The organism is Fontibacter flavus (assembly GCF_042432905.1).
Taxonomy (GTDB): domain Bacteria; phylum Bacteroidota; class Bacteroidia; order Cytophagales; family Cyclobacteriaceae; genus Fontibacter; species Fontibacter flavus.
On the sequence record NZ_JBHLWI010000008.1, the window covers coordinates 1 to 17412 of the forward strand.

Genomic DNA, 17412 nt, shown 5'->3' on the forward strand with positions numbered 1-17412 from the left:
AACTTGAATTCATTTACAATTAAAGTTTTAAGGCTTCCAGCACTCCCTGCTTTCGGAAGCCTTATTTTATATCTCTAATATAATGAATTTCAGTTAATTAACCACTAACTAAACGGCATTAATTGTTAATTAGTGATTAGTGATTTGTCACACCCCAAACTGCCGCAAATGATGATCTGTATGTTTCCATACCAAAATTCCCCACTCCCTGTGATTGAGTGGTCCGAAAAAGGGGTGGAAACCTTGGAGTTGGTGTGTGATGCTGCCAAAGGCTTGCAGGGTATCGATTAGCCCTTGCTTTTCTTCAAGAAATTTCTCCTGGGAAACCTTCCCTTTCATATCAAAGCGTTTGGGGCCTTTGACAAGCTTGGGAAATTCTTTTTTGAAATAGAAAAAGTAGTACTTCCCGAGCAGCTGTTTGAAGTTCGCCTTCCTCTCTGGTGTAGGAGACTTCAAAACTGCCGCCGCCACCTCCCGCGCATGTGCCAACATTTCCTCCACCTGCATACTTCCCCAGTGCCCTTGGTCTCCAGCTTGAAGTTTCGATACGCGGTCAAGTAACTCTTGGCGATTTTCCGGGTGTAGGATAGATTTTTTCATTTAGTATGGTGGTTTTGGGTGAGGTTCATGTAATTTTAAAGCTACTAACTTTTCGTTTATTTTCTATTCTTAAACCTAGACAGTTATATGAAGAAGAAAATCCTTCAATCCTATGACTTCCACAGTTGATTCATAGAGGTATCGGTTTTCTCCAGGTGTAATGACAAAAAGCTTGGTAATCCCCAAGTCATCCATGGCAAGATAACTTCCTTTGGTCAATTTGGGAGAAAGGCTGAGCTTGATCTCCGCTGCTGCAAGCCTAAAAGTCAAGTCATGTATGCTTACATCGATTTTGGATCCCTGCAATTTTAAAATTTGTTTTTAAAATTGCAGGGATAAATCATAAGTTTTTATCAAATTCATTGAAAGCTGAAAATCAGTTTGATCACAAAAACCTAATTAGTGAGTTAGTTAAAATTTTATTTTATGAATAAGGTTTTTATATCAATACTCTTCCTTTCATTACTGAATTTAGAAGTTTTTTCTCAAACTCAGGAATAACTTTAACTTCAAAAATCATAATCCTAGAAGTAAGTCTTTGGCATTTTTAGCTTTTATTTTTCCCGATTTCACTTTTGTTGGAAAGGAAGACTCCCACACAATTCCCAATAATTTCTCTCCAATCCTGTAAAATCTCTTAACTTTGTGCCCGCATTCGAGTGTTATACTGCACCATTTGCGGCTGTATCAAAGGCTTTTCCAATCCTTAGCAGCGTTACATTGTAATTATCTTGGGGACAAACCCCATCAAGCTATAGAAGACTGTGAAAAAATACCAGGAGTTCAAACAAGTAGATTATCCTCAGATAGGAGAAAACGTGCTGTCATTCTGGAAAGAGAAAGACATATTCAACAAATCAATCACCAACAGGGAAGGTGCTGATACCTTCACATTCTTTGAGGGACCTCCTTCTGCCAATGGTACACCAGGCATTCACCACGTGATGGCCCGTACGCTGAAAGACATTTTTTGCCGTTACAAAACCCTGAAAGGGTTTCAGGTAAAAAGAAAAGGCGGATGGGATACCCATGGCCTTCCTGTGGAATTACAGGTAGAAAAAGAACTGGGTATCACCAAAGAGGATATAGGCAAAAAAATCACTGTAGAAGAATATAACCAAAAATGCCGTGAGACGGTCATGCGTTTCAAAAACGAATGGGATGACCTGACTGAAAAAATCGGTTATTGGGTTGATTTGGATGATCCTTATATCACTTTTGAAGCCAACTATATCGAATCCCTCTGGCATTTGCTCAAAATGCTCTATGAAAAAGGGCTACTGTACAAAGGCTACACCATTCAGCCCTATTCCCCTGCTGCAGGTACCGGTCTTAGTTCTCACGAACTCAATCAACCCGGCTGCTACAGGGATGTGAAGGATACCTCCATCACCGCTCAGTTTAAGTTAAAAGCACAGGACAACACCTATATCCTTGCCTGGACTACTACACCTTGGACTTTACCGTCCAATTCAGCCTTGGCTATTGGGGAAAAACTGGATTATATAAAGGTCAAAACCTTCAATCCCTACACCCATGAACCCATGTTTGCCATCTTGTCTAAAGCCAGGATGAATGCTTATTTCAATCCAAAGGCCCAAGAGTTGTCATTGGCAGATTACAAGCCAGGTGATAAGTTGATCCCTTTTGAAATTGTAGAAGAATTCAAAGGGAAATCCATGCTGGGTTGGGAATATGAACAGCTCTTCCCAATCGAGGCATTACATCTTCCTCACCCTGCCTTTACTGTAGTGGCTGGAGATTATGTGACCACTGAAGACGGTACCGGTATAGTCCACCTGGCCAAAGCCTTTGGTGCGGACGACTTTAGAACTTTGGTGCAGAATAATGTACCCGGTGTATTTGTCAAAGACAACCAAGGAAACGATATTCCTGTAGTGGACAAGCAAGGCAAATTCCTTCCTATAGTAGGAGAATACCTGGCTGCCAAAATGAAGGAGCATAGCATCACCGCACATAAGGAATTTGGCGCTGACGACTTCTTTGTCAAGAACTACACCAATGATGATGAATCCGACAAGGAATTTAAAAACACGGATATCATCATTTCCATCATCCTTAAAAATGAAAATAAGGCCTTTAAGGTAGAAAAATACGAGCACAGCTATCCGCACTGCTGGAGGACTGATAAGCCAATTCTTTATTATCCATTGGAAAGCTGGTTTATCAAAACCACCGCCTACAAAGACAAACTGGTAGCATTGAACAAAACCATCAACTGGAAGCCTGAAGCTACCGGTACTGGTCGATTTGGCAACTGGTTGGAAAACCTGGTAGATTGGAACCTGAGCCGATCCAGATTCTGGGGAACACCCCTGCCTATCTGGAGGACTAATGACGGAACTGAAGAAAAATGTATCGGTTCTGTAGCCGAATTACAGGCAGAGATGGAAAAATCCATTGCAAAAGGCTTTATGAGCAAATCCCCTTGGGAAGGAAAAGAAATGGACCTGCACCGTCCTTATGTGGATGATGTAGTGCTTGTTTCCTCCAAAGGTGAAAAGATGTTCCGTGAGCCGGATCTTATCGACGTATGGTTTGACTCTGGGGCCATGCCTTATGCCCAGTGGCACTATCCATTTGAAAACGAAGACATCTTCAAAGCCAACTATCCGGCAGATTACATTGCAGAAGGTGTGGACCAAACCAGGGGTTGGTTCTTTACCCTACATGCCATCGCAGGTATGCTCTTTGATTCTGTGGCCTTCAAAAACGTCATTGCCAATGGTCTTGTACTGGACAAAAACGGCAACAAGATGTCCAAGCGTCTGGGCAATGCCATCGATCCATTCAAAACATTGAAAGAATATGGCCCTGACGCCTTGCGTTGGTACATGCTCAGCAATGCCAACCCTTGGGACAACCTGAAATTCAACTTGGATGGTGTCGCTGAAGTACAAAGAAGATTCTTTGGAACTTTACAGAACACCTATAATTTCTTTGCCCTTTATGCCAATCTTGACGCATTTGTCTATGAAGCAGGCAAGTCGGTACCAGTAAAAGACAGAGCTGAACTGGATCAATGGATCATTTCCAAACTCCAATCTTTGATCGCCGAGGTAGAGTCCGCCATGGACAACTATGACGCCACCAAAGCTACACGCGCCATCATGAACTTTACCGTGGACCAATTGTCCAACTGGTATGTAAGGTTGGCCAGAAAAAGGTTCTGGAGAGGCGATATGACCCAGGATAAGCAAGCTGCATATGAAACACTATATGAATGTCTGATTTCCCTGACACAGTTGATGTCTTCCTTTGCTCCGTTCTATGCAGATTGGATGTATCAAAACTTAACCGAAAGTAACAGGGAGGCAGGTCAGAAACTACCTGAGTCGGTTCATTTAGGCGACTGGATACCAGCAGATCAATCCTTGATACAAGAAGATTTGGAAGCTAGCATGGATCTGGCACAGCGTATCTCCTCCTTGGTTCACTCGTTGAGAAAGAACCCAAAGATCGGCATCAAAGTGCGTCAGCCGCTGCAGCGTATCATGATCCCTGTCCTGGATGAAAAAACTAAAATCCAGATCCAGCATATAGAAGAATTGATCAAATCAGAGGTGAATATCAAAGAAGTGGAATATCTCGATGATGCTTCCGGTGTGTTGGTGAAAAATATGAAGCCAAACTTACCTGTTTTAGGAAAAAAACTGGGACCTAAAATGCGCTTTGTCGTGGCTGCGATCAACAGTTGGGGACAGGAGGAAATTTCCCAGATCGAAAAAGAAGGGAAGATAACTGTACAGGTAGAAGGTGAAACCATTGAGCTTCTGTTGGAGGAGGTCCTGATCAGCTCACAGGATATCCCGGGCTGGTCTGTTGCTACTGACCAGGGATTGACAGTGGCTTTGGATGTGACACTGACCGAAGAACTGAAGCAGGAAGGTGTGGCCAGAGACCTGGTCAATAGGATCCAAAATCTTCGTAAAGAGATGGGCCTGGAAGTTCAAGATAAGATTATGATTCAAGTTGTCAGACATGATGAATTGGTGAACAAGGCATTGACAAATTTTGCCCCCTATATCCAAACCGAAACCCAGGCTTTGTCGTTGGAATTGGTTGATTCTATCAACAGTCCAATCATCTTGGATATGGATGATTTTGAATTATCCGTGAAAGTAGAAAAAGCATAAGCTTATAAAATAAACAGCCACAGATGCTTAAGAATTTGAAAAAATTCCTTAAATCTGTGGCTTTGAACTGATATCGATGAAGTATTTCAAATATTTTGGCATTGCCCTAGTGATCATTCTTCTTGATCAGGCAGTAAAAATGATCGTCCATTACCAGATGGATTTTGGCACGCCAGGCCAGATCAAAGTCTTTGGTGATTGGTTTAAGCTCCATTACACCACCAATCCAGGGATGGCATTTGGAATGCAGCTGGGCACAGAATATGGTAAACTTATTCTGACCAGTTTTAGGTTAGTGGCCATGTTTGGGATAGGCTATTATTTGTACCACATCATCAAAAAGAAAATGCATACAGGTTACCTGATCTGTATTTCCATGATTTTGGGAGGAGCTATCGGGAATCTGATCGATAGTGTTTTCTATGGGGTCTGGTTGAACAATGCACCCTACAACGCGCCAACACCTTGGTTTCATGGTCAGGTAATAGACATGTTCTACATTGACATATGGGAAGGGTTCCTGCCCGAATGGATTCCGGTATGGGGAGGAAGTTATACCGCTTTATGGCCGATCTTTAACATTGCCGATGCAGCCATTTTCGTTGGCGTAGCCATTATCCTGATCTTTCAGGGAAGGTTTTTTGATGAAAAATTGACCGAGCACAAAACCGAGGAAATCGACGAGATACAGCAACAACTTATTGAAGGTGAAGAAAAAACTTCTTCCAATAACGCTTAAATGAAAGGCCTTCGGGCCTTTTTTATTTTCTTGCCCGATTATTTTTCAGTGCTGTTAATTATGTTTGCCATTTTCTCCTAGAGAAATAATAAATCCGCTGTATTAAACCGGTTCTCCACAATATTTACAATAATTCGAGTCCTCATCCAGGTGCCTAGATTTACAGGTTTTACACACCTTATTTCCTGTATGGTGCACTTTTCTCTGAACTGCTGTGAGTTCTGAGCTGACAATTCCGGTAGGAACAGCTATGATCGCATAGCCAAGCAGCATAATGACAGAAGACAAGAACTTACCCACTGGTGTCAAGGGAGTAATATCCCCATATCCTACTGTCGTCAAGGTTACTATTGCCCAATACATCGAAACCCCTATGCTGGTAAACCCACTTTCTGGACCTTCGACGATAAACATGATAGTACCAGCTATCAATACAATGGTCAATACTGTTCCAACAAAAAGCTGGATTTTGGTCCGGCTATTTCTCAAGGCAGTTTTCAAGGTCTCCGCTTCCCTCATATACCGGCCCAGCTTGAGAATTCTGACCACTCTTAGCAGTCTTAATCCTCTAATTACCACCAAAAACTGCGTATTGATCAGAAACAGGCTGAGGAAGGTCGGAATAATGGCCAATAAATCCACTAGCCCATAAAAACTCAAGACATAACCCCATTTATTTCTGCTCAACCAAAGTCTAAGGCTATATTCAATGGTAAAAAGGATTGTAAAGACCCACTCCAGAATGTAAAATTCATGATGATATCGTTCATTTAGATATGGCTCTGAATCTAAAATAACTACAAAGAGTGAAGCCAAAATCAAAAAAAGCACACTCAAATCAAAATTTTTGGATGCCCTATCATCATGTTCAAATACAATATGGGCGATGCGGGATTTGGTTGGTAAAAAAGACATATTACATTTTAGAAGGTATCGGAAATATACCACCTAATTTAAAAATTTCTTAGAAAAAGATAATTTGGGTTGAATGTTTAGACAGAGAAAAAGTATGGATAACTATAAGATTAAATTTGAGATTTAAATTACCTGAGAATGGTAGCCTTTCTGGATATGTGATATATTCTGGAATAGCACTAAAAACCCTTGAGGGAAATAATTACGCATTTTGTTTTTTTGAACAAATAACTACCCGGTTTCAAACAAATACGATTAAATTGACAATCATGGAAATATTCATCATCTCCCTTACCGCTTTTATAGTCGCCATCCTGACCTTCTTTTCAGGTTTTGGATTGGGGACAATTCTCACCCCTGTCTTTATGGTTTTCTTTCCGGTCGACCTGGCCATTGCCTTGACGGGAGTCGTCCATTTTTTCAATAACCTGTTCAAACTGGCCCTAGTGGGTAAAAATGCAGACAAAGACGTTCTGATCCGCTTCGGCATTCCCGCAGTGGTTGCAGCTTTTGTGGGCTCATGGGTATTGCTCAACATAACGAATTTGGATCCTCTTTTCAGGTATGACTTGTTCGGGAAAACCTTTATTGTTGAACCGGTAAAATTTATCATTTCTATTCTCCTGATCATTTTTGCCGCTATGGACCTGATCCCTTATTTCCAAAAACTGCAATTCGGGAAAGATAAATTGCCTATTGGGGGCGCATTGAGCGGATTCTTCGGAGGCCTCTCCGGTAATCAGGGGGCTTTGCGTTCCGCTTTTTTGATCAAAGCGAGCCTTTCCAAAGAAGCTTTTATCGGGACCGCAGTAGTCGTATCCACCTTTGTAGACTTTACCCGATTGAGCGTTTATGCCACAAGATTTGTCAGTACCGACCTCAGTGACAATATACAACTAGTAGTGATCGCCACCCTTTCCGCAATAGCAGGGGCTTATTGGGGCAATAAACTTTTGAAAAAAGTGACCTTGAAATTTTTGCAGTTGACTGTTGCGATCATGCTAATTTTGATTTCTATTGCCTTGGGTGCAGGTTGGGTTTAAAAAGAATATCCTTATCCAATATCCTCTTTCATGATAATTTGAAATTTCTTAAGCACCAATGTTTTACGTTTCTTTATCTTAAATTTTTTTTATACCTAAAATTTTATCAAGTGTTTTTTTTATCAAAATAAATATTGTAATTCAAAGAAAACTAAAACCCTCATTCTATGAAAAAACTTTGTTACCTTATTGTTGTCTTCACCATGTTTACCACATCATCTTTTGCTCAAATTGAAAAAGGCGGTCAATTGGTAGGCGTTCAGTCTCTTTTTGTGAAAAGTTTTCCAAAAGATGATGCTTACATCTCAAAATCCTACAACACAGATTTTTCCTTGTTCCACCTATTTATGGTCAGCAATAGAATTGGTCTGGGCTACTTTACCAATCTCAATTTTGCCGGATCAACGTCAGAAGGCCAAGTTTCCTGGGGGGATAATGTGACATATAAAAACAGGAACTTAACGGGGCACATCGGGCCAATTTTAAGGTATTCTATTCCGATCAGCGAGAAAACATATATTTTTCCCCAATTCATGACAGGGCTGGGTATTAACCGGTCAAAATATGAAACAGAGCAATTCGGAAGTTCTTATATGAACAAATCATCCGGCAGGTCTTCTTTAACTGAAATTCAAATCGGTATGTCTAATTTCTTGAGTCAAAGGGTTGCCCTGGAAACAAAAGTAGGGTACGGCTGGGCAACGGTCAATCAGAATGATCAAAAGACTAAGATAAATGCACTTGGCGCCAGTTTTGGTGCAGTTTTGTATTTCAATAAAAAAGTGAAGATTTAGATTCCAATTAGAAGGGAACAATTTTCGCAGAGATGCAATTATATTCTGAATAGTTATCTTTGAACTTACACAAAAAGCACAAGCGTATCCTATTAAAAATAATTGCAAATGAAAGTAGAAAAAAATAAAGTAGTCGCCATTGCTTATGAACTGCATGTGGACGATGGTGAAAATGGAAAAGAGTTCTTTGAAAAGGTCTCCAAAGATACCCCTTTTTACTTCCTTTTTGGAGCGGGGAATATATTGCCTAAACTGGAAGAAGCCATTGAAGGCAAAGCAGCCGGAGAAGGCTTTGAGCTCTTCATAGATTTTGAAAATGGTTATGGAGACTATGATGAAAGCAAAAAAGTCATCGTTCCCAAATCCAATTTCAAAGAAAACGGCCAAAAACAAAAAAACCTCCTGAAGGTGGGCAAAGTAATCCCCATGAAGGATGACCAAGGCAATCAACTCCGCGGTGAAATCATCAAGATTGACTATAAAGGCGTGCACATGGATTTCAATTCCCCCTTAGCTGGCTTAGACCTGTATTTCAAAGGAGAGATTGTCTCTATCCGTGAAGCCGAACCGGAAGAAATTGATCATGGCCATGTGCATGGACCAGGTGGGCATCACCATTGATCGAAGAATAAAAAATGGAGAATTATGAATTAAGAATGGAAAGATGAAAAAAATCAGAACAGCTTTGGTGGGATATGGGTCTGTTGGAGAAAAAATGCATGCCCCTTTAATTTCGGTTTGTGAGGACCTCGAATTGGTAGCCGTAGTAGAAAGAAATCAGGAAAGATCGAAAGAAAAATATCCTAATGTTCAAATTTTCCGAAACCTGGAAGATCTATTAGAAGCCGATGCTGCAGATTTGATTGTGATCGTCACTCCAAATGAATTTCACTTCCCTTTTGCAAAAATGGCCTTAGAGTCCGGCAAGCATGTAGTAGTGGACAAGCCTGTCACCATTCACTCCTTTGAAGCTGAAATTCTGAAGCAACTGGCCGAATCCAAAGGTCTTGTGCTTTCTGTATTTCAAAACAGACGATGGGATGGAGATGTCCAGACCATCCGAAAAATCCTGAACGAAGGAACCTTGGGAAGAATTGTTCATTTTGAATCTCATTTTGACCGGTTTAGGCCGCAGCTTGTGGACAACTGGAGGGAAAAGGATGTTCCGGGCAATGGTATCACCTATGACTTGGGAACGCACCTTATCGACCAAGCGGTGATGCTTTTCGGGAAACCTAAATGGGTGTACGCCGAAATCCTCAAACAAAGAAATGATGCTTTGGCAGATGACTTTTTTGACATCACCCTGATGTACGAAGGCATGAAGACAAGATTGACTGCCAGTGTTTTGGTCAATTTACCCATGCCAAAGTTCCTTGTTTTGGGAGAAAAAGGCAGCTATGTCAAATACGGTTTAGATGTGCAGGAAAAAGCTTTCAAATCAGGACTGAAACCCGAAGGTGAAAACTGGGGATTGGAGGGCGCCGAAGCCTGGGGCACCGTGCATCTGGAAAATTCAGTCACAACCTATCCCACTGAACGGGGGGATTACCGCCACTTCTACCAAAACATTGCAGATACGATCCGCGGTCAGGCAAGTTTGAAGGTAAAAATGGATGAAGCCATTTTGGTGCTAAAAATCATTGAAGCAGCTTTTTTGAGTCATCAGGAAGGAAAAAGGATAGCCTTATAAGCTATCCTTTTCTATGGCATCAAGCTCCCGGCAAAGAAATCCCTTTTACCTTTCGATAAAGCGACAGGGCATATTTGTCAGTCATTCCTGAAATCAGGTCCACCAAAGACCTTAACAAAGGATAAGGATTGACCTGTGCCCCCCATCCTTCCAAGGGAAAATCTGCCGGCAACAACCTGAGTATACTTTTGTCCTTACCTGAATATAGCTCAGTCTGATAGAATTTATGGTTGAGGGCTCTGGAAAAAACTTCCAACAAGCCTTCCAAAACCTGGAATCCTGCAGCTTCTTTTTCCAAAACTGGTTTTGACCTGTAAATTTTTTCAATGGAGAGATTGGAAATTTTTGATAAAGCAGGTGCAGAAGGGATAATGTCAGTAAGCGCTTTGTCAAATTCTCCTTTGAGCATTTCTTCCTCCTTTTGTTCAAATGCCGCTACACATTCCTCGATCAACTTCCCGATAGTCATCGCCCGCATGATGGCTAACTTCTGAGCTTCTGTTGGGTATTTTTCCAGTTTTCCAGGCTGAAATTTATCTCCCAAAATATCTCCCATCAGGGCAATACTTTCTTCAAACCTTACCAAACCCAATGTACAGCCATCTTCGAGGTCAATAATGCTGTAACATATATCATCTGCCGCCTCGACCAAAAAGGCCAATGGATGTCTCATCCAACAATCAGAATTGATTTTTGCCAATCCCAATACATCCGCCAAGTGTTCAAAATCTTTAAGCTGGTCAGTGAAGAAACCGAATTTCTTCTGGCTTCTTCGGCTTTTATCCCTTTGGAAAACCTGAGATGGTCGAGGATATTTGGTAAAGGCAGCAAGCGTGGCATAGGATAACTGTAGCCCATTATTTGGCGAAACCAGCATTCTGAATCCTTGGGCATTACCTTCAAAATTACAAAGGTCATCCCATTCCTGAATTCTGACATGAGGCTGCCATACAATGCCATAAGGATGGTGCTTAAAAAAATCAGATATCGCTTCTTCTCCTGAATGACCAAAAGGAGGATTCCCTATATCATGTGTCAAAGCCGAAGCAGCTACAATTGCGCCAATATCTGAGGATTGTATTTCTAATGACTGTAGTGAAGGATATTTTTTCAACAGGAATTCTCCCGCAGCCTTTCCCAAAGACCTTCCTACACTTGACACTTCCAAACTATGGGTCAGACGGGTATGGACAAAATCGTGTTCAGGAAGTGGAAATACCTGTGTTTTATCCTGTAGGTTTCTAAAAGGTGCGGAAAATATGATCCTGTCATAGTCTCTTTCAAATTCAGTCCTAGAAGAATCTTTAAGCGGAAGATGTTTTTTGGAAGCATCAAACCTTCCGGAAGCCAGTAATTTTTCCCATTGCATCATGGTCAAAAATACTAAAGCTATCACGAATAGCTCTAAAAAATGGTAAAAAAAGAAAAACTGATACAGTTTGGCACTATGGTTGTAAAGACAAAATAGAATATCATCCAACTTAAACTAACTATGAAAAATTTAATCAAATCATTCTTTTTGGGTCTTGCTGCAATTTTGGTGGCTACATCCTGTGACATGGAACGTGATGAAAGCATCGCTGAAGGAAATGCCAAAGTAAATATTTTCCTGATTGATGCTCCAGCAGATTATGATGAAGTATGGGTAGAAGTACTTGGTGTAGAAATTCTCCCTAAAGGTGGCAATGAAAGCAACGAAAGTGCCTGGATCAATCTTCCTTATGAGAAAAATGACCAAAAGATCAATCTTTTGTCTCTAACAGGTGGTGCTTCTGAACATTTGGGAGAAGTCGAAGTCCCTGCAGGTGAAATTTCCCAGATCAGACTTTTATTGGGAGATGATAATTACATCATGCAGAACGGTCAGAGATTGGAATTAAAAACTCCTAGCGCCCAGCAGAGTGGTCTAAAACTAAAAGTAGACAAACCGCTAAATCCGGGAATCTCTTATGACTTGGTCATTGACTTTGATGCTTCCAGATCCATCGTAAAAGCAGGAAATTCAGGACAGTACATTTTGAAACCAGTATTGAGAGTTGTAGCAGAAGCATCTGCTACGATTGAAGGAACTGTATTGCCTCTTGAGGCAGGACCAGTAGTAGTATCCGCCATCATCGAAGAAGATTCTGTGGGTACTTTTGCAGATGACAACGGTCTATTTGTAATCAGGGGACTGAGGGGCGGAAACTATACTTTGGTATTTACTCCAAATGAGGGTTATCAGGAAAAAGTTGTCGAAGACATCATTACTGAGTTAGGTCAAGTAACCAAATTGGACCTCGTAGAACTGGAAGAAGTAGTTGAAGAAGAGCCAGAGGAAGGCGAAGGAGAAGGATAATTAAACTATTGATAGAGCCTGGGTAGGACCCAGGCTTTTTTATTGACCAACAATTTTTAGCACGAACTCCAAATGGATTAATCGGGTAACACCACATGATTTTCTTCAAGATCTAACTGAACTTAAAAACATCTCATTGAGCTTATCGTTTGGAATTAGAACAGCTGAATTGTATTCAGTTTAGTGAATACTTGAGCAAGATTTTGATTAATAAGGCCAATAAAACTACCTTTGGGTGTGAGAAAAATTTACCTAACCATTGCCCTTACACTTTTTCTTTTTGCCTCCTGTTCTGAAGATTCAGAACGATCAAAAGGCTTGGTAAATGTTTTTATCATTGGTTCGCATGGTGAATTTGATGAGATATGGCTGGAAGTTTTAGGGGTGGAGATCAAAACAACAGGTACTCGGGGAATGGATAATGCTGATCCGGTTTTCCTTGCCAATACGCAGACAGATAAAAAAATCAATGTAGCATCCCTTACAGCAAACTCACAGGTATTGCTGGGCCGAGGTGAATTTTCAGAAGCTAACATCACAGAAATCACACTGAAGTTTGGAGATGACCATTATGCAGTCATCAACGGACAGAGATTCTCCATCTCGTTTGCTTCCAATGCATCAGCCGAACCTAAGTTCCTGGTCAACTATGATATCTTCGGTGGGATATCCCACGATATCTTCCTGGATTTTGATGCTTTCCAGTCATTCGAACTCGTAGAGGGTCCTGAGCCCAGGTTTATTTTAGAGCCTCAAATCAGGCCATTTCTTTCCTTAAATACAGGAAGGGCAAGTGGCAGAATCAGCCCCGCCAATCAAAAGGTAGCCATCTTTGCAGTAGAAAATGAACAATTGATCTCCACTACTGGCAGTCAGGCATCTTCTGGAGATTTTGCGCTTCGTGGACTGGAAGAAAACAAGCGCTATAAAGTGTACATTTTTCCCTTCAGCAATAATTTTCTGCCTGATACACTTGACAGTGTATCTGTCAATTTAAGGCAAAACACTGCCTTGGGCACCATCACCTTAAGACCTGTAGAATAATATGATGGACAGTCATCAGAAATTCATGTTACGTGCATTGGAATTGGCCGAACTTGGAAGAGGCGCTACAAGCCCCAATCCCATGGTGGGCTGTGTCATCGTCCATGAAGGCAAGGTAATCGGGGAAGGCTACCATGAGATTTATGGAGGCCCACATGCTGAACCCAATGCAATTCAATCGGTACAAAACAAGAACCTACTTCCTGAATCTACTGTTTATGTCACTTTAGAGCCATGTGCCCATTGGGGAAAGACACCTCCATGTGCCAATTTATTGGTAGAAAAACAAGTAAAGAAAGTAGTAGTAGGGGCGCTTGACAGCAACCCATTGGTAGGGGGAAAAGGCATTCAGATTCTTAGAGACGCAGGTATTGAGGTAGTAACCGGCATCTTGTCTGACAAGATAAGGAATCAAAACAGGCGCTTCTTTACCTATATAGAAAAGAAAAGGCCCTATATCCTACTCAAATGGGCACAGACCGAGGATGGCTTTATAGCCAGAGAAAATTATGATTCTAAATGGATCAGCAGCCAATATAGTAGACAATTGGTACATAAGTGGCGATCAGAGGAGGACGCCATTATGGTGGGAACCCTGACAGCACAATACGACAACCCCAAACTCAACGTACGGGATTGGGAAGGTAAAAACCCAGTAAGGGTTGTTATAGACCGGAAGCTTTTACTGAACCCTGACCTTTATCTTTTTGACCAAAGTCAGGCTACCCTCTGTTATAATCAAATTCAGGAAAAAACAGAAGGATCCTTACAACATGTTAAAATGGAAGACGGCTTTGATATAGAGGCTGTTCTTTCTGACTTATACCATAAAAAAATCCAAAGCATCCTTGTCGAAGGTGGTGCCCAATTGCTAAAAAAATTCATCGAAAAGGAACTTTGGGATGAAGCAAGGTTTTTTACTGGAAACATAGCCTTTGGGCAAGGCATAACTGCGCCGAAATTGACAGGGGTACTTCAGGAAGAAATAAACATTATGGGAGATAAGCTTCAAGTTTTTTTCCCAAAGAGATAAAATAGATTTCTAATAAAAGATGGCAGAATCAATATACATCCCAGAATCCGCAACCAAAGCTGAAAAATACCAAGCTATCCTACCACAAGTTGAATCACTGATTTCAACAGAAACTGATTCTTATGCTAACCTTGCCAATGTGGCTGCGGTTTTAAAGGAAACTTTTGGATTTTTCTGGGTGGGTTTTTACTTGGTGAAAGAGGATCAATTGGTCTTAGGGCCATTTCAAGGACCTTTGGCCTGTACAAGAATTGCTTTTGGAAAAGGCGTTTGTGGAACAGCTTGGAAAGAAGCCCAAACTCAATTGGTTCCGGATGTAGATGCTTTCCCAGGCCATATCGCCTGCAGCTCTGCTTCTAAGTCAGAAGTCGTTGTTCCTGGCTTTAAAGAAGAAAAAGTATGGATCGTACTCGATGTGGACAGTGACAGACTTGATGATTTTGACCAAGTTGATGCCGAACAACTCGAAAAACTGATGCACATTGTCAGCAAATATTGCTAATTGGGATTTGGTGATTGGTGATTGGTTATTTGTAATTAGTAATTGATCATTGGTCATTTCACCGAACCTCCCACTTTTCAATATACTTCGGTTCGAATGCAGCCATTTTATCGAAGATTTCCACAGGGTCACTGCTCACAATCAGAAGATCCAATTGTGCCTGATGTAAAAATCCTTGCTCACTCGCATGATTTAAGAAACTAATCAGCCCTTCATAGTATCCATTTACATTATATAAGGCAAGTGGTTTTTTGATATAGGCCAATTGATTGAGTGTCATGATTTCAAAAAGTTCTTCAAAGGTCCCAATACCTCCCGGCATGGCAATGAAACCATCTCCTTTTTCAGCCATCAGCCATTTCCTATCCCGCATGGTCTCTACCACAGTAAGCTCAGTACATCCTGTATGGGCCACTTCTATATCAACCAGTTTTTGGGGAATGATCCCATACACCTGCATACCTGCCTCAAGCATGGCATCTGCGATGACCCCCATTAACCCAACATTGCCTGCACCATAGACCAAGGACATATCCCTTTTGATCATTTCTTTGGCTAAGGCTTTCGCTCCTTCTGCGAAGACTGGGTTTTTACCTTTATTTGAACCGCAATAGATGGTGATCTTTTTCATATTTCAAAGGTATAAAAAAACCCGCTTTTGGCGGGCTCTTTGGATTTTACTATTTGGGTGGATCAAACGGCTTTCTGGTTCAATGCATCAATAAGTTCCCGTTTCAATTTTCTTTCTCTATCCAGTGTGTTTTTCCTATGCTGGTCAAATTCTTCCCTGGTTTCTTCCAAATCTTTTTTGGCCTTGGAAATAACCTTGAAACTTTGGCTGAATTTATAGAGGAAAAATAGGAAGGCACCCGCCAATATGGCTACAAGGGTCCACATCATGGTATTATATGCAGACTTATGAATAGGCATACCTAAAAAGAAAAAACTATCCCTTGCCTCTTCTGCCTCTGCCAATTGCTCCCGGATGTCGGACATCTGTGCCTCAAGATCTGCTATCTGATTTTGTCTCTCCACCATGTCCTGCTTGATGGTGACGAGTTGATCCTTAAAGACATTTAGTGAATCCGTGACATTATTCCTTATTTTATCAAGATGGGCTTTCTTCACCACCTTGTATTCCTGATAATTATTGGAAATTGAATTCAGGTAATCAAATTGACTGGAAATTGTCCCGCTATTCAGTGAACCTGTTGATTCCGGTTCCTGGGCTAAAATGTACCCCGAAAAGCAAAAAAAAGTAAATAGGGTCAGGAGTAGGTTTTTATTCATCGGTTTTAGGTGATATTAATACTATACAATTCATTTAGACACTCAGGATTTATCCTGATTTTGTAGTATATGCAATAAATATGCCTTTTTAATCTGAGATTAACAAAAAATGATATAAAAAAAGTATATTTTTTAAATAAAATATAATAAAATTCATTTTGTTACTTGTGAAAAGTAAAATACTGGGTGTGTAATCTCAAAAAAAATTTCACCTTCTCTCAATTATGCTAAAATTCAATTATTTAGACAACGTAATTGAGTATCTTAAAATAAACAACCTTATAGTACGCTATTCTGTCATTAGTCGAATATTCCTATAGTTTAAGGTCTGAATACCGATGGCGTAAGACCGTAAAAGGAAAAGATTTGGCTTTTACTTTATAAGCTTTGGAATTAGTTTCTGGCAAAGTTCAGTATATTCATATAAAACAAAATAGGAGTTTAACCCAGCTATGAATGAAAAGTCCAATATTACTGGATATTGTCGATTTATTTTTCCTGATTTTTCATTCAGTACTGATTTTATTCAATCTATTTGCCTGGATTTGGATACCCTTAAGAAAATGGCACTTATTGACCATTTCCTTGACCTTGACATCATGGGTCTTCTTGGGTTTCTTTTATGGTTGGGGTTATTGCCCACTAACGGATTGGCACTGGGAAGTACTCAGGCAAAAGGGCATATCTGATCTTCCGAATTCCTACATCAGTTATCTGATCGAGCGAATCCTTCATATAAAATTACCTCCCAAAGTGGTTGATGCATTCACTTTAAGCTTGGCTGTTCTTGCCTTCATGATCTCATTGAAAGTTAATTTTTGGAGAAATAAAGAAAACCAAGAAAAAAGCTAATACAATTGGGTCTATCCTGAGATTCAGACCATGTCTTTCCATTTTCAAATTCACAAAACGGAATCAATTCAAGAGCTCTATTTTACATTATCATTAATAATTTTATTTATTTATTAAATTTTATGTATTTTTTTTGATTGTTTGTTATATTATTTTAAATTATACAATTGTTTTATTAATTTTGAATCATCAAGAAAGACGAAAGGTCTTCTCACACTGTAGGATGTTGAAACTGGCAGACAAGCCCTCCTGTCTCGGGGGTGGGGAACCCAGGATAAAGCGAACATGGAGCTCGTGTTCTTGCCTAACTGCCCCGTGGAGGTTCGAATCCTTCTCCTACAGCAAATAACCAAATCAGATTTGCATAAGGCAGGTCATGGTATTGAAAAAAATTATACTGTAGGATGTTGAA

General features: G+C 40.5%; 17 protein-coding genes. 11 read left to right on the forward strand and 6 right to left on the reverse strand.

What is annotated here, in order from left to right:
- Positions 1-147: 147 nt before the first annotated feature.
- On the reverse strand, positions 148-600 hold the full coding sequence (locus ACFFIP_RS04115; protein WP_382386299.1) for a DUF1569 domain-containing protein: 453 nt from the start codon (positions 598-600) through the stop codon (positions 148-150).
- 75 nt (positions 601-675) lie between these two features.
- Complete coding sequence (locus ACFFIP_RS04120) at positions 676-906, reverse strand: hypothetical protein (RefSeq protein ID WP_382386300.1); 231 nt, start codon at positions 904-906, stop codon at positions 676-678.
- A gap of 458 nt (positions 907-1364) precedes the next feature.
- Between ACFFIP_RS04120 and ileS the strand changes: the two genes are divergently transcribed.
- Positions 1365-4757 (forward strand): isoleucine--tRNA ligase, encoded by a 3393-nt coding sequence (ileS, locus tag ACFFIP_RS04125; RefSeq protein ID WP_382386301.1) that lies wholly within the window; start codon positions 1365-1367, stop codon positions 4755-4757.
- A gap of 76 nt (positions 4758-4833) precedes the next feature.
- Positions 4834-5496: a lipoprotein signal peptidase gene (locus ACFFIP_RS04130; protein WP_382386302.1), complete on the forward strand. Its 663-nt coding sequence runs from the start codon at positions 4834-4836 to the stop codon at positions 5494-5496.
- A gap of 102 nt (positions 5497-5598) precedes the next feature.
- Here the strand turns inward: ACFFIP_RS04130 and ACFFIP_RS04135 are convergent, their stop codons facing one another.
- A complete protein-coding gene (locus ACFFIP_RS04135) occupies positions 5599-6411 on the reverse strand; it encodes an ion transporter (RefSeq protein ID WP_382386303.1) in 813 nt (270 codons plus the stop codon).
- Between the two features lie 269 nt (positions 6412-6680).
- Here ACFFIP_RS04135 and ACFFIP_RS04140 point away from each other — a divergent pair, with 269 nt between their 5' ends.
- The 4 genes from ACFFIP_RS04140 (at position 6681) to ACFFIP_RS04155 (ending at position 9941) form a co-directional block, all read left to right on the forward strand.
- Entirely contained in the window at positions 6681-7454 is a 774-nt protein-coding gene (locus ACFFIP_RS04140) for a TSUP family transporter (RefSeq protein WP_382386304.1), read from the forward strand.
- Between the two features lie 167 nt (positions 7455-7621).
- A complete protein-coding gene (locus ACFFIP_RS04145; protein WP_382386305.1) occupies positions 7622-8248 on the forward strand; it encodes a hypothetical protein in 627 nt (208 codons plus the stop codon).
- A gap of 108 nt (positions 8249-8356) precedes the next feature.
- Positions 8357-8869 carry an FKBP-type peptidyl-prolyl cis-trans isomerase gene (locus ACFFIP_RS04150; protein ID WP_382386306.1) on the forward strand — a complete coding sequence of 171 codons (513 nt, stop codon included), beginning with the start codon at positions 8357-8359 and terminating at the stop codon, positions 8867-8869.
- 43 nt (positions 8870-8912) lie between these two features.
- Positions 8913-9941 (forward strand): oxidoreductase, encoded by a 1029-nt coding sequence (locus ACFFIP_RS04155; RefSeq protein ID WP_382386307.1) that lies wholly within the window; start codon positions 8913-8915, stop codon positions 9939-9941.
- A gap of 19 nt (positions 9942-9960) precedes the next feature.
- Here the strand turns inward: ACFFIP_RS04155 and dgt are convergent, their stop codons facing one another.
- Positions 9961-11313, reverse strand: coding sequence for a dGTP triphosphohydrolase (gene dgt / locus ACFFIP_RS04160; protein WP_382386308.1), 1353 nt, complete (start codon positions 11311-11313; stop codon positions 9961-9963).
- 120 nt (positions 11314-11433) lie between these two features.
- Here dgt and ACFFIP_RS04165 point away from each other — a divergent pair, with 120 nt between their 5' ends.
- The 4 genes from ACFFIP_RS04165 (at position 11434) to msrC (ending at position 14858) form a co-directional block, all read left to right on the forward strand.
- Complete coding sequence (locus tag ACFFIP_RS04165; protein WP_382386309.1) at positions 11434-12279, forward strand: DUF4382 domain-containing protein; 846 nt, start codon at positions 11434-11436, stop codon at positions 12277-12279.
- Positions 12280-12516: 237 nt separating this feature from the next.
- Positions 12517-13323 (forward strand): DUF4382 domain-containing protein, encoded by an 807-nt coding sequence (locus ACFFIP_RS04170; RefSeq protein WP_382386310.1) that lies wholly within the window; start codon positions 12517-12519, stop codon positions 13321-13323.
- 4 nt (positions 13324-13327) lie between these two features.
- Entirely contained in the window at positions 13328-14356 is a 1029-nt protein-coding gene (gene ribD / locus ACFFIP_RS04175) for a bifunctional diaminohydroxyphosphoribosylaminopyrimidine deaminase/5-amino-6-(5-phosphoribosylamino)uracil reductase RibD (protein WP_382386393.1), read from the forward strand.
- A 19-nt stretch (positions 14357-14375) separates the two neighbouring features.
- Entirely contained in the window at positions 14376-14858 is a 483-nt protein-coding gene (msrC, locus tag ACFFIP_RS04180) for a free L-methionine (R)-S-oxide reductase MsrC (protein ID WP_382386311.1), read from the forward strand.
- 58 nt (positions 14859-14916) lie between these two features.
- On the opposite strand, the gene ACFFIP_RS04185 is transcribed toward msrC, so the two are convergent.
- Together ACFFIP_RS04185 and ACFFIP_RS04190 are read right to left on the reverse strand one after the other, a co-directional pair.
- Positions 14917-15489, reverse strand: coding sequence for an LOG family protein (locus ACFFIP_RS04185; protein WP_382386312.1), 573 nt, complete (start codon positions 15487-15489; stop codon positions 14917-14919).
- Between the two features lie 62 nt (positions 15490-15551).
- Positions 15552-16148 carry a hypothetical protein gene (locus ACFFIP_RS04190; RefSeq protein ID WP_382386313.1) on the reverse strand — a complete coding sequence of 199 codons (597 nt, stop codon included), beginning with the start codon at positions 16146-16148 and terminating at the stop codon, positions 15552-15554.
- 456 nt (positions 16149-16604) lie between these two features.
- Between ACFFIP_RS04190 and ACFFIP_RS04195 the strand changes: the two genes are divergently transcribed.
- Positions 16605-17000, forward strand: coding sequence for a DUF2784 domain-containing protein (locus ACFFIP_RS04195; protein WP_382386314.1), 396 nt, complete (start codon positions 16605-16607; stop codon positions 16998-17000).
- Positions 17001-17412: the final 412 nt, after the last annotated feature.

Bases quoted from the DNA above. Each gene is read 5' to 3' on its own strand.
- ACFFIP_RS04115 (WP_382386299.1), bottom strand. From the start codon at position 600: ATGAAAAAATCTATCCTACACCCGGAAAATCGCCAAGAGTTACTTGAC.
- ACFFIP_RS04130 (WP_382386302.1), top strand. From the start codon at position 4,834: ATGAAGTATTTCAAATATTTTGGCATTGCCCTAGTGATCATTCTTCTT.
- ACFFIP_RS04135 (WP_382386303.1), bottom strand. From the start codon at position 6,411: ATGTCTTTTTTACCAACCAAATCCCGCATCGCCCATATTGTATTTGAA.
- ACFFIP_RS04140 (WP_382386304.1), top strand. From the start codon at position 6,681: ATGGAAATATTCATCATCTCCCTTACCGCTTTTATAGTCGCCATCCTG.
- ACFFIP_RS04145 (WP_382386305.1), top strand. From the start codon at position 7,622: ATGAAAAAACTTTGTTACCTTATTGTTGTCTTCACCATGTTTACCACA.
- ACFFIP_RS04150 (WP_382386306.1), top strand. From the start codon at position 8,357: ATGAAAGTAGAAAAAAATAAAGTAGTCGCCATTGCTTATGAACTGCAT.
- ACFFIP_RS04155 (WP_382386307.1), top strand. From the start codon at position 8,913: ATGAAAAAAATCAGAACAGCTTTGGTGGGATATGGGTCTGTTGGAGAA.
- dgt (WP_382386308.1), bottom strand. From the start codon at position 11,313: ATGATGCAATGGGAAAAATTACTGGCTTCCGGAAGGTTTGATGCTTCC.
- ACFFIP_RS04165 (WP_382386309.1), top strand. From the start codon at position 11,434: ATGAAAAATTTAATCAAATCATTCTTTTTGGGTCTTGCTGCAATTTTG.
- ribD (WP_382386393.1), top strand. From the start codon at position 13,328: ATGGACAGTCATCAGAAATTCATGTTACGTGCATTGGAATTGGCCGAA.
- msrC (WP_382386311.1), top strand. From the start codon at position 14,376: ATGGCAGAATCAATATACATCCCAGAATCCGCAACCAAAGCTGAAAAA.
- ACFFIP_RS04185 (WP_382386312.1), bottom strand. From the start codon at position 15,489: ATGAAAAAGATCACCATCTATTGCGGTTCAAATAAAGGTAAAAACCCA.
- ACFFIP_RS04190 (WP_382386313.1), bottom strand. From the start codon at position 16,148: ATGAATAAAAACCTACTCCTGACCCTATTTACTTTTTTTTGCTTTTCG.
- ACFFIP_RS04195 (WP_382386314.1), top strand. From the start codon at position 16,605: ATGAAAAGTCCAATATTACTGGATATTGTCGATTTATTTTTCCTGATT.